Annotated in this window: 11 protein-coding genes; 7 read left to right on the forward strand and 4 right to left on the reverse strand. The window is 53.3% G+C overall.

Annotated features, from left to right (window positions below):
* The first annotated feature begins 126 nt into the window (after nucleotides 1-126).
* Nucleotides 127-990 (forward strand): M23 family metallopeptidase, encoded by an 864-nt coding sequence (locus tag LEP6406_RS0213025; RefSeq protein ID WP_008312696.1) that lies wholly within the window; start codon nucleotides 127-129, stop codon nucleotides 988-990.
* A gap of 65 nt (nucleotides 991-1,055) precedes the next feature.
* On the opposite strand, the gene LEP6406_RS0213030 is transcribed toward LEP6406_RS0213025, so the two are convergent.
* Nucleotides 1,056-1,547 carry an SRPBCC domain-containing protein gene (locus LEP6406_RS0213030; protein ID WP_008312694.1) on the reverse strand — a complete coding sequence of 164 codons (492 nt, stop codon included), beginning with the start codon at nucleotides 1,545-1,547 and terminating at the stop codon, nucleotides 1,056-1,058.
* Between the two features lie 896 nt (nucleotides 1,548-2,443).
* Between LEP6406_RS0213030 and LEP6406_RS0213035 the strand changes: the two genes are divergently transcribed.
* Nucleotides 2,444-3,796 carry a hormogonium tapered terminus morphoprotein TftA gene (locus LEP6406_RS0213035; RefSeq protein WP_008309201.1) on the forward strand — a complete coding sequence of 451 codons (1,353 nt, stop codon included), beginning with the start codon at nucleotides 2,444-2,446 and terminating at the stop codon, nucleotides 3,794-3,796.
* 189 nt (nucleotides 3,797-3,985) lie between these two features.
* Here the strand turns inward: LEP6406_RS0213035 and hrcA are convergent, their stop codons facing one another.
* Entirely contained in the window at nucleotides 3,986-5,059 is a 1,074-nt protein-coding gene (gene hrcA, locus LEP6406_RS0213040; RefSeq protein WP_008309203.1) for a heat-inducible transcriptional repressor HrcA, read from the reverse strand.
* Between the two features lie 93 nt (nucleotides 5,060-5,152).
* The gene (locus LEP6406_RS0213045; RefSeq protein WP_263971174.1) at nucleotides 5,153-6,337 is read right to left on the reverse strand and encodes a bifunctional sterol desaturase/short chain dehydrogenase; all 1,185 of its coding nucleotides are present in this window, start codon (nucleotides 6,335-6,337) and stop codon (nucleotides 5,153-5,155) included.
* Between the two features lie 150 nt (nucleotides 6,338-6,487).
* Here LEP6406_RS0213045 and LEP6406_RS0213050 point away from each other — a divergent pair, with 150 nt between their 5' ends.
* The gene (locus LEP6406_RS0213050) at nucleotides 6,488-6,946 is read left to right on the forward strand and encodes a PPC domain-containing DNA-binding protein (RefSeq protein ID WP_071992231.1); all 459 of its coding nucleotides are present in this window, start codon (nucleotides 6,488-6,490) and stop codon (nucleotides 6,944-6,946) included.
* Here LEP6406_RS0213050 and guaD read toward each other — a convergent pair.
* On the reverse strand, nucleotides 6,904-8,262 hold the full coding sequence (gene guaD, locus LEP6406_RS0213055; RefSeq protein WP_036030392.1) for a guanine deaminase: 1,359 nt from the start codon (nucleotides 8,260-8,262) through the stop codon (nucleotides 6,904-6,906). The genes LEP6406_RS0213050 and guaD overlap by 43 nt on opposite strands.
* Nucleotides 8,263-9,176: 914 nt before the next feature.
* Between guaD and LEP6406_RS27985 the strand changes: the two genes are divergently transcribed.
* The 4 genes from LEP6406_RS27985 (at nucleotide 9,177) to LEP6406_RS30300 (ending at nucleotide 14,195) form a co-directional block, all read left to right on the forward strand.
* Nucleotides 9,177-10,625: an NB-ARC domain-containing protein gene (locus LEP6406_RS27985; protein ID WP_008309210.1), complete on the forward strand. Its 1,449-nt coding sequence runs from the start codon at nucleotides 9,177-9,179 to the stop codon at nucleotides 10,623-10,625.
* A 75-nt stretch (nucleotides 10,626-10,700) separates the two neighbouring features.
* The gene (locus LEP6406_RS0213065) at nucleotides 10,701-12,152 is read left to right on the forward strand and encodes a tetratricopeptide repeat protein (RefSeq protein WP_008309213.1); all 1,452 of its coding nucleotides are present in this window, start codon (nucleotides 10,701-10,703) and stop codon (nucleotides 12,150-12,152) included.
* 34 nt (nucleotides 12,153-12,186) lie between these two features.
* The gene (locus LEP6406_RS32875; protein WP_155834688.1) at nucleotides 12,187-12,444 is read left to right on the forward strand and encodes a hypothetical protein; all 258 of its coding nucleotides are present in this window, start codon (nucleotides 12,187-12,189) and stop codon (nucleotides 12,442-12,444) included.
* Nucleotides 12,441-14,195 (forward strand): sensor histidine kinase, encoded by a 1,755-nt coding sequence (locus LEP6406_RS30300; RefSeq protein ID WP_051463688.1) that lies wholly within the window; start codon nucleotides 12,441-12,443, stop codon nucleotides 14,193-14,195. Before LEP6406_RS32875 ends, LEP6406_RS30300 begins: the two co-directional genes overlap by 4 nt.
* Nucleotides 14,196-14,206: the final 11 nt, after the last annotated feature.

Below are 14,206 nucleotides of genomic sequence, written 5' to 3' on the forward strand. Positions count from 1 at the left end.
GGGGATTGTCTCGCCAGGAATGAAAATTGCCCTCTGACGACGATCCCCGTATAATCCTTGAGGTCCGATCCCGATATAAATCTTAAGAAACCCTGACCTTTTCCTTCAGTTTTTTAACCGAGTTCTATGCGTATTCGCCTGCCCGAGCATTACACCATCCTGATTACCCGTGCTGGGCATCAGCCCATCGCACTGCAATTTCGGCCTTGGCCTGTAGTGCTCGCCCTTGGTATTCTGGCCAGTCTGCCTATTGCCTGGGTGGCTTCCCTGGTCTACAGCAATGGGCAGTTGAGCCAGCGTAACCAGTCCCTTACCGAAACCGCGAATGAGGTGTTGACGGAGCTGGATTCCCTCAATGCCGAGGTCCAGGATCTGCAAGAACGGGCGGGATTACCCAATGGTGAGCCCTCCCCCCCCCCAGCCCAGATCGAGTCTCAGGGCGGTATTGCGGGCGAGGTCGAGGCCGAAACCCTGTTTAGCCTAGCCCAAAGTCGGCTGCCCCGGCTCAGTTCCCAAATCCAGAGCGAAGTGCGCCCTGCCCTGGAGGAAACCCTAGCTGAGGAAGAAGCAAGGGAGGAGGCATTTCCCAGCGCCAAACCTATTCGAGGTGAGGTAGAGGTATCTTCGGAATTTGGGCTGCGACCCAACCCCTTTAGTGGTAGAAGCTATGAGTTCCACAATGGGATTGATTTTCGCGGGGCCATCGGCACCCCTATCTATGCCACGGCTAAGGGGGTCGTGGTTAAGGCGGTTCAATCCGGCGGCTATGGCAAGCATGTGGTCATCGATCATGGCTACGGTTATGAAACCCTCTATGCCCACCTCTCTAAAATCGATGTTGAGGTCGGCGATCGGGTGCAGCGAGGCAAAGTAATCGGGGCTTTGGGCAATACGGGGCGATCCTCTGGTCCCCACCTGCACTACAGCATCTACCGCAAGGGGCAAGCGGTAAATCCCCGCTATTACCTCCGTTTTGATCAGGATCCCTAAGCCCTTTGCGGTCTATCGCGGTTCAGTCGTCATCACTGCCTGCCTCAGGCAAGTCCCACTAGTCCCTAACGGCGACGACGAGGATCGTAGCGATCGCGAGGATCATAGCGATCGCGATCGTAGATGCGTCGCTCTACATGACGCTTAATCTGACGAGCCATGCGCTGGATTCCCTGCCGTTCATCCTGGCGAATAAAGGGCCAAAATAGTCCTGAGAGCATCCCAGACAGCCGTTCCTGATGGGTGTATTTGGTTCGATTAGGTCCCAAATCCTGAAGTTCAAACACCTGTTCACTTCTAAATCCCGGCATCTGTGCCCGCCACCGGAGATAGTAATCTGGCTGCATTACCGTCACCAAGGGTTCAAAGTCTGTAAATTCATCTCCCTCTAGACGACACAGGGCGAGGGCCACCTCTTGTCCCTGACCAAAGGGCAACGCCGGATCCGTGTCATACAAAAAGGTATTCCACCAGTGCCACTGATCCTTGCGAATCAGGGCGTCCCAGACCAGATGCCGAGGAGCGTTGATCTCAATGTCGGTATAGAGGCTGGGCATAGTCCAACGGTAGCTCTCCAACGGTAAGAATAAACTGATCCGTGGCTCCTCTAGAGCAACCGACCCAACCCAAAATGGTGGGTAATGCCCGGAAGAAACCCAGGGAAGCCTGTCATTCTGAGCGCAGGGAGGAATCTCGGTCTGGCTCACGGAGATCTGAGTTCGACTTAAGCTTCGCTGCCCATCCGCCAGGGAATAAATTGCCCTGGCTCATCGCAGAAGTCCGTTAAAACGGACTCGCCCCCCTATCCCCAGCCCAGCTCCCAGTCCATTTTTAGCCATTAAAAATGGACTAGAGCCTGTTAGCCGGGAATTTTGAATTCCCGGCGGGGTGCCAGCGCTGATACCGCATTGACGTTTTTTAGCCCTCTACTCCTTGGCGAACTCAGGTCACGGAGGGAAGTTTCTTAGAAGCCGCTACGCGAACAGGACAGGCAAGGGATTGCCCCTACGGGATCTCTACCCCATCACACACACACGGGTCACCCGGCAACAAGGGCAACCACCCTATTCCCTCCGGGAAGGCTCCGCCCTAGCGTGAGCCTTAGCGTAGCCATGCCGGAGGCTATTGCCCGAAGGGCTATACGGCTCCGTTGCTCCTCCGGAGCCGCTACGCGAACAGGACAGGCAAGGGATTGCCCCTACGGAGGGCAGATCAATATCGGTCACCCGGCCCTGGGCAGGGCGGGTTTTGAGCCTCCCATTTGGGATTTCCCAGTAGACACGAGCTAAACCCGCCCCTAGGGGATTTACCCCAACACCCCAATACCCCAATACCCCCCCATCACTCTCCAGCAATTTCCGGGATCTTTCCTGTCAGTTTGTTCTGCAAGCCAGGTTTGGCGGTATCCTGTCGGAGAATTACAACGGCTAGGGGCTGGATACAGCATCGACGTATGGGACAGATTTTTATTTCCGCAGGCCATGGTGGGTGGGAAAACGGCGCAATCGATCCGGGTTTTGTCACCACCGAAACCACCGAAGCCGCCGAGATGATGCGAATTCGGGATTTAGTCGTGCCGGAATTGCGATCGCGGGGTTTTGAGGTTCTGGCCGTTCCCGACGATCTCAGCGATGAACAGTCTCTGAGTTGGATTAATGCCCGTTGTCGTATTACCGATGTGGCCCTAGAACTGCACGCTGGTGCTGCCTCCACCGCCGTCACGCGGGGAGCCAGCGTCTTTTTTATTGCTAATAATGAAACTCGCAAAACCCACGCAGAGCTGTTGCTCTTGGCCCTGCTGCGGCGGGTGCCCCAACTCTCCAGCCGGGGAGCCCGACCCGATACCACCACCGGCATCGGTAGTCTCACCTTTACCCGCCGTATCAACTGTCCCTCTCTGCTGATGGAGGTGGGCTACCTGACCAATCCCGACGATCTGGGCCTGATTCAAAACCGCCGCCGGGATATGGCCCTGGGTATTGCCGACGGCACCGCCTCCTGGAGTCGCGCCGTGGCGGGCAACGCTAGTACGGGTCAAACCTTTCCCGAGATCAGCATCAGCATCAACGGCGGTATCTACAGCGAAAAGGGCGTCATCATTAGCGACAACGCCTACATCCCCATTGATCTGGTGGATCAGCTCAACATCGACCTGAGCACCGCCACCGAGATCCGCCGGGTGCGCTACCGCAATGTGGTCTACGTCAAGGCTATAGACCTGAGGAACTACAACGTCTCCATTGGTTGGGATGCCAGCACCCGTACCGTCACCCTCAAATCCCAAGGAGCCTTACAGGTCTGCTCCGGTCAGCTTGATCGCATCATGGGTAAGGGCAACACCCATGATGTTCAATTGTTGGTGTTTCTCAAGGCCAACAACGAGAGTGCCCCTGACCGCTATAAGGATTTGCCCCGCTTCTATCGGGAGGAAGGGGCCATCGAAGGGGTCAACTATGACATTGCCTTTTGCCAGATGTGCATTGAAACCAACTTTCTGCGTTTTGGGGGGCATGTCAATGCTGACTCCAACAACTTCGGTGGTATTGGCTCATCCCCCGGTAGCACAGGGGGGGCTGAATTTCGAGATCCCCGGATTGGGGTCCGCGCCCAAATTCAGCACCTCAAAGCCTATGCCAGTACTGAACCCCTGACTCAAGAGTTAGTGGATCCTCGATTTGGCTTTGTGCGGCGAGGTATTGCACCCTTGCTGGGGCAACTAAGTGGCCGTTGGGATGCTGACCCGCTCTATGGAGATAAAATTCTGGCGGTGTTGCGACGCCTCTACGAAGCCGCAGGCTTGCTGTAACGTCCATCATTCAGGCATACCTCCAGGCATTCCTCAACGCCTGGAATGTTCTGATGGCCCATTTCCTAAGGGCCTAGAGTAGTGTTCCGTCAGGAAAATTTTGACGGGTCGAAGACCCTCAAACTTTAACCCTAACTAAACTCCAGGATTTCGGTCACCCGTCAATCATTAATTGACCCAGCAATAGGGCTAACTGAGGCTCTCGGAGAGATAGATGGCGGCGGCTTCGACAATCGCGATCGCATCTTCATAGACCATGCGAGTTGGCCCCAAGACACTAACACTGCCCACCGGCACCTCACCTCGGGTATAGGTAGAAGACACCAGAGCACAACCCTGCATCGGTTCCAGAGGATTTTCTGAACCGATCCAGACCCGCACTCGACGCCCCGACTCCGTTGCCGATACCGCCTCAAACACCAACGGCCATAGTTGGGACTGTTCCTCCTCCAAAAGCTGCACAATGGCCTGGATGCGAGGTGTTTCCGAAAATTCCGGCTGCCGCAGCACCTCCGCCAGACCGCTCATGATGAAGTGGCTGGCGCGAGTAGATTGGACCCGGCGGGCGATGACTCCAGCAGAGGCTTGTAGCGCTTGGGCATAGCGCTGAAACTCCCGCCCTAGTTCCCCCCAGTCCAGTAGGGTAATATCTGCCAGTGTCTTGCCCTGCAATTGAGTCGTGAGAAAATTAGACACAATTTGCAGTTCCCGCTCCAAAGCTTCTGGGGTTGGAGCTTTCTCCTGGGGAGGTAACTGCATCACCATAGACTGGGTTTCGAGGGAAGTCAGCACCACCACCACCAGCACTTGCCCTGGTGCCACCTGCACCAGTTGCAAATGGCGAATACTCGCGGGGCTAGCCTGAGGCACGGTGATCAGGGTTAAATAGCCGCTGAGGGTAGAGAGAATCTGGGCCGCATCCCGTAGCAGCGCCTCAATACTCCAGCCCCCCCAATCCAGTCCTTGAGAGAGGGAACTGTCTACCTGCTGGGCCACCTGGAGCGAGGGCTGGATTAAATGATCCACATACAGCCGATAGCCATGGTCCGAGGGAACCCGTCCGGCTGAGGTATGGGGTTGGTACAGAAACCCCGCCCGCTCCAGTACCCCCATCGCCTGTCGCACCGTGGCAGGGCTAACCTGAAGGTCATATTCTTGGGCCAGCACCTTGGATCCAACGGGCTCTGCGGTGGCCACATAGTGGCGAATGGTGGCCCAGAGTACACGCTGTTGGCGAGAGTTGAGGGACAAGGATGCTGACATACACCACGCGATCGCCGCTGCGAAGTTAAATGTTGCAGTTACCTTAGCAGACTTTCCCAATGGTCTGAGATGGGGTGTACTAGTCTAGATTTTTTACTTGGGTGTTTGTTTGTGCTTTGCGGTCTGGGAGAACAGACGAAAGTAGAGGCCCTGGGTCAATTCCTTGAAGGGAAAGGCCAGGTAGGTGAGGGGATTGATAGTGACAATGATGTTACGGATATCTCGCTGAGCCAGGGCCACCACTGCCCAGGCCACCCAGGAGGCCGACATGATGCCCACCGGGTTTAGAGCACTCTTGAAGGGTCCAAGCACGATTTTGCGGATGGTGCAGGGGGCATCTCGCCGCCTGAGGGTAACCAGATCGCCGAGGAGTCGCTTCGAGACTTCGTAAAGTGGACTGAAGGCTGGCCCCACCTCTGCCTCCGAAGTATTGACCCAGATTTCTTTGATCGCCATGCCAGCGGGGGGAGCGACGGTTTCCATAAATACATCCATCAACCGCAGAGCCGAGAGGGCATTGACCTCTAGGGATAGGTTAATGGCGGCGGGGGTGCGATCGCGGTGGACATTGACCCCGTGGTTGATGATCAAAATATCCACTTTCTGCAAGATGGGTTGAAGCGCCGCTTCCTGTCCCGGTTGCCAGGACTGGACGGTGATACCTTCAGGAAAGTCTGCCCCTGGAGAGGTGGTGAGGGCAATGGGTTTAGCCCCGCGTTGGGCTAGGGCCGTCATGAGGGAGCGCCCCAGGGTGCCTGAGGCTCCGGTTACGGCGACGGTTTTATTTTTGAGGGAGAGGGCGGTGCCCAGGAGTTTATCCAGCACGGTGAAATTGCCCGCATAGTAGGCATTGACATTATCAAAATGATGCCGCCAATGGTAGCTGCGGTTCACCAACCAAGGTCTCGGGATCGTGTCTAGAGGACCGGGTTCATGGGTCAGATCTGTGGTCAGCAGCCAGCCCTGGGCACGCAGTAGGGCACTGAGCAGAAATCCGCCGCTGTAGAGCACCCCTAGCCACAGGCCAGGGAGACCTAAAGCCAGGGCAAGAACCGCGATCGCAGCCATCATGGCTAGGGATTCGGGGACATCGTTATAGAGTTGCGCCTTAGCATAGAGCTCGCCACTGACGGGGGTGAAATCCCGTTTGTAGGCGCGATGGTGCCAGTTATGTAGCGTTTGCAAGGGGGGAAAAGTGTGGCTGGCGATATGGTAAGTATCTCGCACTACTTCGGCCATAAAGATTGCCCCCAAGCCCCAGATACATTGAACCGCCATGGTCCCCAGGGTCATCCTCATTTGCCTCGTTGTTGGTGAATTGATAGTGGTCTGGGTGTTGCTGAAGGGGGTAATGCCCAGCTAGAGCGCCTGGTTTTCCCATGCCCTTCAGGACTAGCATGGGGCATGATCATCCCCTCAGCACTATGTATGTATGACAAGTCTGGTATTGCCGTCAATCTTCCCGGTTTTCCCGGTTCCCCCGTCTTTCATATCCTTCGCTTAGAACCGGAGGATGATCTTCGCAATTGTGTCTGGACCTTTGCTCAAGAGCGAGCGATTTCAGCAGCGGCCTTGGTTACCTGTGTGGGTAGCCTATCCCATGCCTGCCTCCGGTTCTCGGGTCAGGAGCAGGGGACGGAACTTATCGGCCCTTTTGAAATCTTGGCCATGGTGGGCACCCTTTCCTATCATGGGCTACACCTGCACCTCACGGTAGGGGACCAGGCGGGACAGGTGCGGGGCGGTCACCTGATGCCCGGTTGTCGGATCTATACGACTGCTGAGATCGCGATCGCAGTTTTACCCGATCTTCTATTTCAGCGCTGTCCTGATGCTCGCACCGGCTACCGGGAACTAGAGATTCTCCCAGCCTCTGGGGCTTCATAGGCCAACGCCCCCAGGATATAGGTGGCGGTAATAGCGCGATCGTCGCCGAGGATGACGAGGCCAAAGGCAAGATCTGCAACTTCTTCTACATTGGCTGCCACCGGAACCGGGTTGCGGAGGGCCAAGGCCGGGGTCCCCTGGGGATCTAACACCACAAAGTCCGCTTCCTTCCCCGGCTCAAAATTTCCCAGCACCGCCTCCAGCCTCAGGGCACGGGCTCCCCCCAGAGTGGCCAGGAATAGGGCTTGGCAGGCCGAAAGTTTTTGATGCCGCAGTTGGGCCACCTTGTAGGCATCCTGGGTAGTTTGCAGAAGAGAAAAGCTGGTACCCGCCCCCACATCGGTCCCTAGCCCCACTTTCACCGGGGTTTCCTGAGACTTGGCCTTTTCTAGGGGAAACAGGCCACTCCCTAAAAATAGATTCGAGGTAGGACAAAATGCGATCGCAGATCCCGCCGCCGATAACCGAACAAACTCCGCATCCGTTAGTTGGACTCCATGGGCAAAGACGGCGCGTTCCCCCACTAGCCCCGCCCGATCGTACACCTCCAAATAGCCATCATGATCGGGAAAAAGCTGTCGAATCCAGGCCACCTCATCTCGGTTCTCCGATAGGTGGGTGTGCAGATACACATCGGGAAACTCCTCCAACAGCTTGCCCGCCAGACTCAACTGCTCTGGCGTAGAGGTGGCCGCAAACCGGGGGGTCACCGCATAGAGCAGTCGCCCCCGTCTGTGCCAGGTTTCGATCAGCCGTCGAGAATCGGTATAGCTGTTAGCGGCAGTGTCCCGCAGGTACTCAGGGGCGTTGCGATCCATCATCACCTTGCCCGTAATCAGCCGCAGGTGCCTTGCCTCTGCCGCTTCAAATAATGCCTCCGCTGACTCAGGAAACACCGCCGCAAAGACTAGGGCCGTGGTGGTGCCGTGGCGCAGTAACTCCGCTAGGAAACGATCCGCCATCCGTCGCGCAAACGCCTTATCCTGGTACTTCTTCTCCGCTGGAAAGGTATATCGATTCAACCATTCCAGTAGTTGCTCTCCATAGGCTGCCATCATGCCCATCTGGGGAAAGTGGATGTGGGTATCGATGAATCCCGGCATCAACAGCCGATCGGGATAGGCCGCGATCTCAAGATCAGAATACTGAGACCGAATCATCTCATAGGGACCACAGGCTTGAATGATGCCGTTGTGGACCACCATCAGCCCATCGGGCCAGTAGCGAATACAGTCTGCCTCGGGCCGATAGAAGGGATCGTCTACAAAATCCAGCAGAGCTCCCCGAAAACCATGGGGCTGTCTAGAGAAGACCATCTCAGGTGCGGTCATAGTGGCGAGGAAAAAGGATGGAGAAGGAATTTACCTCCACCCATGCTACGGAATTGGGGGGACATTAGCCGCTTCAGATCGCTACAAGCCTTATCAAAAGTCATGTACAGTCGCGCCGCAATGCGGCACTGTCATCATTCCCAAAAACGAAGTCTAGTTTGCAACAGGCAAGACACTTGCAAAACGACGAAATCCTCGCGGTATTTACGCCGCCCAACCCTAGTACTGGGCGGCGTAAATACTCTAACCGTTCTATCGTGGCACACCTCGGCCCCTCTCCCTAGCCCTCTCCAAAGGGACGAGGGGACCGGGAAATGTTGGGCTGGTGCGACAGAATAGCAAGCCTATTTCAGCCTAGGTGTACTAGGGCTCGACAGCATAAATCTCCCGACTAGTGCGCAAGCTTCTGGCTTGCGGCAAGCCAGAAGCTTGCACGACGATCACTAAACTTATGCCGTGAAGCACTATAGCGATCCTGCAAGAGCCTTGAGTAAGCCTCTTGCTCCGTGGGTTACGCTTCGCTTCACCCACGCTACTAAGGCATTCAGAAATCAAATAGGATTGCTATAGTGCTCGGCGGCATAAATAACTCACCTACTTGATAGAGCAGGAGTTCTCGTGAGACAAGGAATTCCTTTTCATCCTTCTGTCTGCTACGCACAGCCCTACACCCTGCTTCGCACGGGCACAGCCCTACACCTAGACGCATAAAAAAGAGCACCATTTCTGGAGTTACTCACAAGAAGATGTCTGCACCACCACCCCTCGAACTTTTTCACCCCCATACCGCACTATCGTTTTTGTTTCAATCGTTTTTGGCTCATTTTGTGGCTCACTTTGGGTCCAAAAAATGGCTCACCTTTTCAGAATCTATTTACGAAATTTGATTAATAGGGAAAATGGCTCTAATAGTTACTCCAGCTAGGATGCATCACTCCTACTCCAATCCCAGCAAACTACGGCTCTCGTCTGCGGGGCTAGAGCGAGTAGATGCCACACTGACTCAAATCGGGTGGCGAAAACAGTCCAAAGAGTGGGCCGCAGCGGCCAATGTGGGGGTGGCGACGCTGAAGCGGTTTCGCACACGCCACCGCATCATGGCCGATGCTTTTCAGTCTATCTGTGGGGCACTGGATCTGGACTGGCGGGAGATCGCAGAGCCCTGTTCTCCCTCTGAAAAAGACGAAGAAGAGGAGGCAGGGGAGAATTTAACCCTATTGGATACAACACCAGAAGAAATCTGGGTACAGCGACAGGAGGTATTACAACAGTTAGTCCATCGGTTGCAACAGGGTTGCCGGGTGTTAGTGATTACGGGCATTACGGGCATTGGCAAAACTGTACTGACAGAGCAGGTGAGCCAACATCTCCAGGATTCAATCCGACAGCAGATACATCTCAATTTTGAAGTGCGATCGCGGGCCAAATTCGTAGACATCGCCACCCATTGCCTAGAGCGGGCCGGTCAACGGGTGACAGAAGCAGACCAACAAAAGCCCCAGCAACTGATGGGACGTTGGTTGGGGGTATTGGCCCATGAGCCCCACTGGGTCGTGATGGACTCAGTAGAGACCATCCTCAAAGGGGATGAGCAAAAGGGCTGGAGTGTCTTTGAGGATCCCCTATGGGAAACGTTTTTTCATAAGCTGCTGGGTTGGGAAACCTTTCAAAGCCAGTTTTTGCTCACGTCCCAGGATCTTCCCGTCCAGATTGAGGTGCAGGGACTGCGCTACAAAGAGCGTTTTCATGTAGAACCGCTCTATGGTCTGTCACCAGATCTCCAGGCCGAATTGTTCCAGAGCTACGGGTTTGAACCCGATGGCTCCCATAGCGAGGTAGAAAGCTGGGCCTACCTGACCCGGATTGGGGCTGCTTACGAGGGACACCCCTTAGCGCTCCAAGTGATTATTGGCGAAATTCTAGATCTCTACGATGGTGACGCGATCGCCTACTGGCACCGCTATGGCCAGGAAATAAAAATGGTGGAGGCGGCCCAGGCAGCGTCATCCCAGACCGATCGCCCCCAATTGGATCGCTATTCCCAACGGCTGCGGCGGGCAGTGCGCGATCGCATTGAGCGATCCTTTTTGCGTCTGCGCCAAGAACTTCCCGACGCCTACCTGCTACTGTGCATGGCGGCCATCTACCGAGAACCCGTGACCGAACGCTTTTTGCTCAGCCCCATGCGGCGACGGGGCTGGTCCCTTCAACGGGGTCAAGTCGCTCTCGATACCCTGCTAGATCGCCATTTGCTAGAACTGGGCAAGCAAGAAACCCTCAGACAGCATAATCTAATTCGTAGTGTTGCCTTAGATCACTTCCATCAGCTAGAGCAGCCCCGGCGATAGGAGATCTCTCGGTCAAATCCCTATTCGGCATTCGGGTCTGAATCAATCTGAATCGACTGGATTTGGGATCAGGCCGTGACCCCCACTACAATCCCTGCCCCTACCTCGCTGCCATCTCTGCTGACAGCGGCAATTCCCCCTGAACTAGCGGCAACAGCGGCAACAGTTGACGCCCATGGGTCCCCCTGTGTGGACGGTGATCTGCCCCTCGGCCAGCAATTGCATTGGCTGGCCCTAGAAAACTGGATCTACGCCTGTCATCGCATGCTCCCCCAAGCCCAGGGATTACAAGCAGTGCGGGGACTCATGGAAGCCTGTCACCACAGCCGCGCCCTGGGGCAATGGTCCCTCGCCTATCATCTCACCTGCTGGCCCGTAGGAAGAGAGGGCGTGCCACTACATGAGCAATTGGGACGCTGGGGGCACTACCGCGCCCAGATTGAACTCTATGGCGGATTGGTGGGCAAACTCGGCCCAGAGGTAGACCTGCTCTGCTGGCATGGCTTGGGCGCTGCCCATTGCCATCTGGGGGAGTTCAAACTAGCTAGGCCATACCACGAGCAACAGTTGCAATGGGCTCGGGCTCAGGGTGATCGCTCCGCCGAAGCCCAAGCCTTGGAGGATTTTGGTCAATGGTGTTATGACCAGCACAACTATTCACTAGCCATCCACTATTTCCAGCAGCAATACCAACTCGTCGCCCCCTTTCAATCGGATCGGCTCCGGGTCACGGTTTTGGGGAAACTAGGGCGTACCTATTGCTGCACCCTCAAAATTCAGAAAGGCCTTTCCTACCTGAAACAGGCTCTAGATCTGAGTCGAGGATTGGGATGCCGTGCCTTGGAATTAAAGGCATTAGCTGATTTGGGCTATGGATATTTCAGAATGAATGCGACGGAAGAGGCTATTGCCTGTCTTGAGACTGTCTTAGCCGAGCTGGATCTTGTGGGGGATTTGGCGCTACAAGCTTCAGTCTTGCGCAATTTGGGTACCGCCTATGGTTGGCAGGGCAATGTCCACGCTGCCATGGCTTGTGGACAGGAAGCTCTCGCCCTCAGTCGTAGGGCTCAAAATCCAAGCCTAGAATGCATTCTCTTGATTGACATTGGTCTTTGGTACAACTGGCACGAGAAAAACTACGATCAGGCGATCGTCTATGCCCAGGCAAGCTTATCCATTGCCCATCGTATTGGCAGTCATTACGATGCAATCATGAGTTATACCCACCTCGCCTTGCATAGCGCGCAGAAACAAGATCTGGTTAATGCTGAGAGCTACGTCCAAACTGCTCTACACTTGCTCGAAGATCAGCAAGATCTCATCGATTGTGAAACCGAAGCCTTAGTTTTAGCCTGCATTGCCAAGGTGCATTGGGTCAGCGGTAGACAGTTATGGGCATTTTTTACCGTATGCCGCAGCCTATGGCTACTACCCCCGTGGCAAAGTATCAATGGCCGAGTCATCCTCAAGAATACAGTGGCAACCCTCACCCCTTCTTGGCTGCAACGGATACTAAAGCGGCGTTAACTGTCTCCGCACAGTGAGGTTATGCAAAAATGAGATGCCACCCGATGGTCGCTCTGCAACAACCCAGCTAGGTGTTCAGGGCATGGTGGGAGAGGGTCATCTTTGCCATGGCGTTCAAGGCTTTGAGCAGATTTTTTATCAGTCAATCAGCTCTGCCACAAGTTTGCCACATTCTTTTTCTATGGTTGGCTATATGTATATTACGGCTAAGCTTTTTCAGAAAAAACTAGGAGCCAGCATGCCAGATCCGGTAGAGCCAAGAGAATTGGCTCACAATCTTGCAAAATCATGAAAACTTCTATCATGCAATCAACTACTGCTGCTGCTGCCGCTGCTGCTACTCCATCTCCTAAGCCTGAGCTGAGAGGAGACCAAGAATCTCGCGACTCAAAAAAAAATACATTCCTCAATCGATTATTATTAGGAGAAATTTTAATATCCTCAAAAAAATTTAAGCTGCTACGTAATTTCTCAATTGTCAGCCTCATCGCCTTTTCTCTAGCCATCGGTTGGCTAGCACAAATCTATCGACAGCAAACCATAAAAAACCTAGTAAATATCAAGGAAGATAGTAATATCATCCTGACCCAGGTTCTAGCCAATACTCTATGGCCAGAGTACGGATCATTTCTTTCCCGCAATCAAGATTTGAGTGCAGAAGAGTTGGTGGCAGATGCGAGAATTAGTCAAATTCATGAAACGATACTAGACCAAGTTGAAAATTCAGATGTAGTCAAAATCAAGATTTTCGACGTGCAAGGGCGGACTGTATTTTCGACGGAGTTGGCTCAAATTGGAGAGACTAAATCTGCTGCCTTGCAATCAGCTCAGTCGGGTCAAACAATAAGTCAGCTCGGGCATCGAGATACCTTCACAGCTTTGAGAAGTACCATTAAAGATCGCCATTTACTCTCTAGTTATATCCCTATTTATGACAAGCAATCTCGCGAAGAAATCGTTGGTGTATTTGAAGTCTACACTGATGTCACCCCCTGGTTGCAGCAGATTGAAGCCAGCCAGCGCAGAATTATCATCAGAACTTCTCTGATTGTAACTATACTTTATGGTGTCCTTTTTCTGTTTGTCTCTAGGGCCGAGGCATTGATAAAACAGCAACATCAGAAACTACAGGAATCTGAAACATCCTATCGACAGCAAGCCTGCGATCTAGAAGATACATTGACTGAGCTAAAAATCATTCAAGCTCAGATGATTCAAAGTGAAAAAATGTCTAGTTTGGGGCAGTTAGTTGCCGGTGTTGCCCATGAAATCAACAACCCTATAAATTTTATTCATGGCAACCTAAATCACTTGGATGCCTATACGAAGGAGGTGTTTGATCTCTTTCGGGCCTATCAAGCTCATTATCCTAATCCACCCCAGACTCTACAAGAGAAGGTGGATGAGGCTGACATGGATTTTTTGATGTCAGATTTACCTGGTATATTTAAGTCCATAAAATCTGGCACTGAACGTATTCGTGAAGTTGTATTGTCTCTGCGAAATTTTTCGCGTTTAGACGAATCTGAGTTTAAGGAGGTGGATATTCATGATGGTCTTGATAGTACCTTAGTGATTTTGCAACATCGATTGATTTCAAGGCCAGGGCAGCCAGGGATTCAAATCATCAAGGAATATGGTCAGCTCCCTCTAGTGCAATGTTATCCAGGTCTTCTGAATCAAGTATTCATGAATATTCTCAATAATGCTATTGAAGCCTTTGAAGAAATAAATCAAAGACAGACATTTGAGGATCTCATTAAAAATCCCCATAGGATTCATGTTTGCACTCACAGATTGGATGAACAATGGGTGAAAATTACGATATCAGATAACGGTATTGGTATCCCTAAAGAGGTGCAGTCTCATATTTTTGACCCCTTCTTTACAACTAAACCCGTGGGCAAAGGAACAGGTTTAGGATTGTCTACTAGTTACCAAATCGTGACCGAAAAGCATCACGGCCAAATAGGAGTTTATTCCACACCAGGCAGAGGAACAAGGTTTGAGATAAAAATTCCTGTTCATCATCCCAAGATATAGCGATCCTGCAT

This window comes from Leptolyngbya sp. PCC 6406 (genome assembly GCF_000332095.2).
GTDB lineage: Bacteria > Cyanobacteriota > Cyanobacteriia > Phormidesmidales > Phormidesmidaceae > PCC-6406.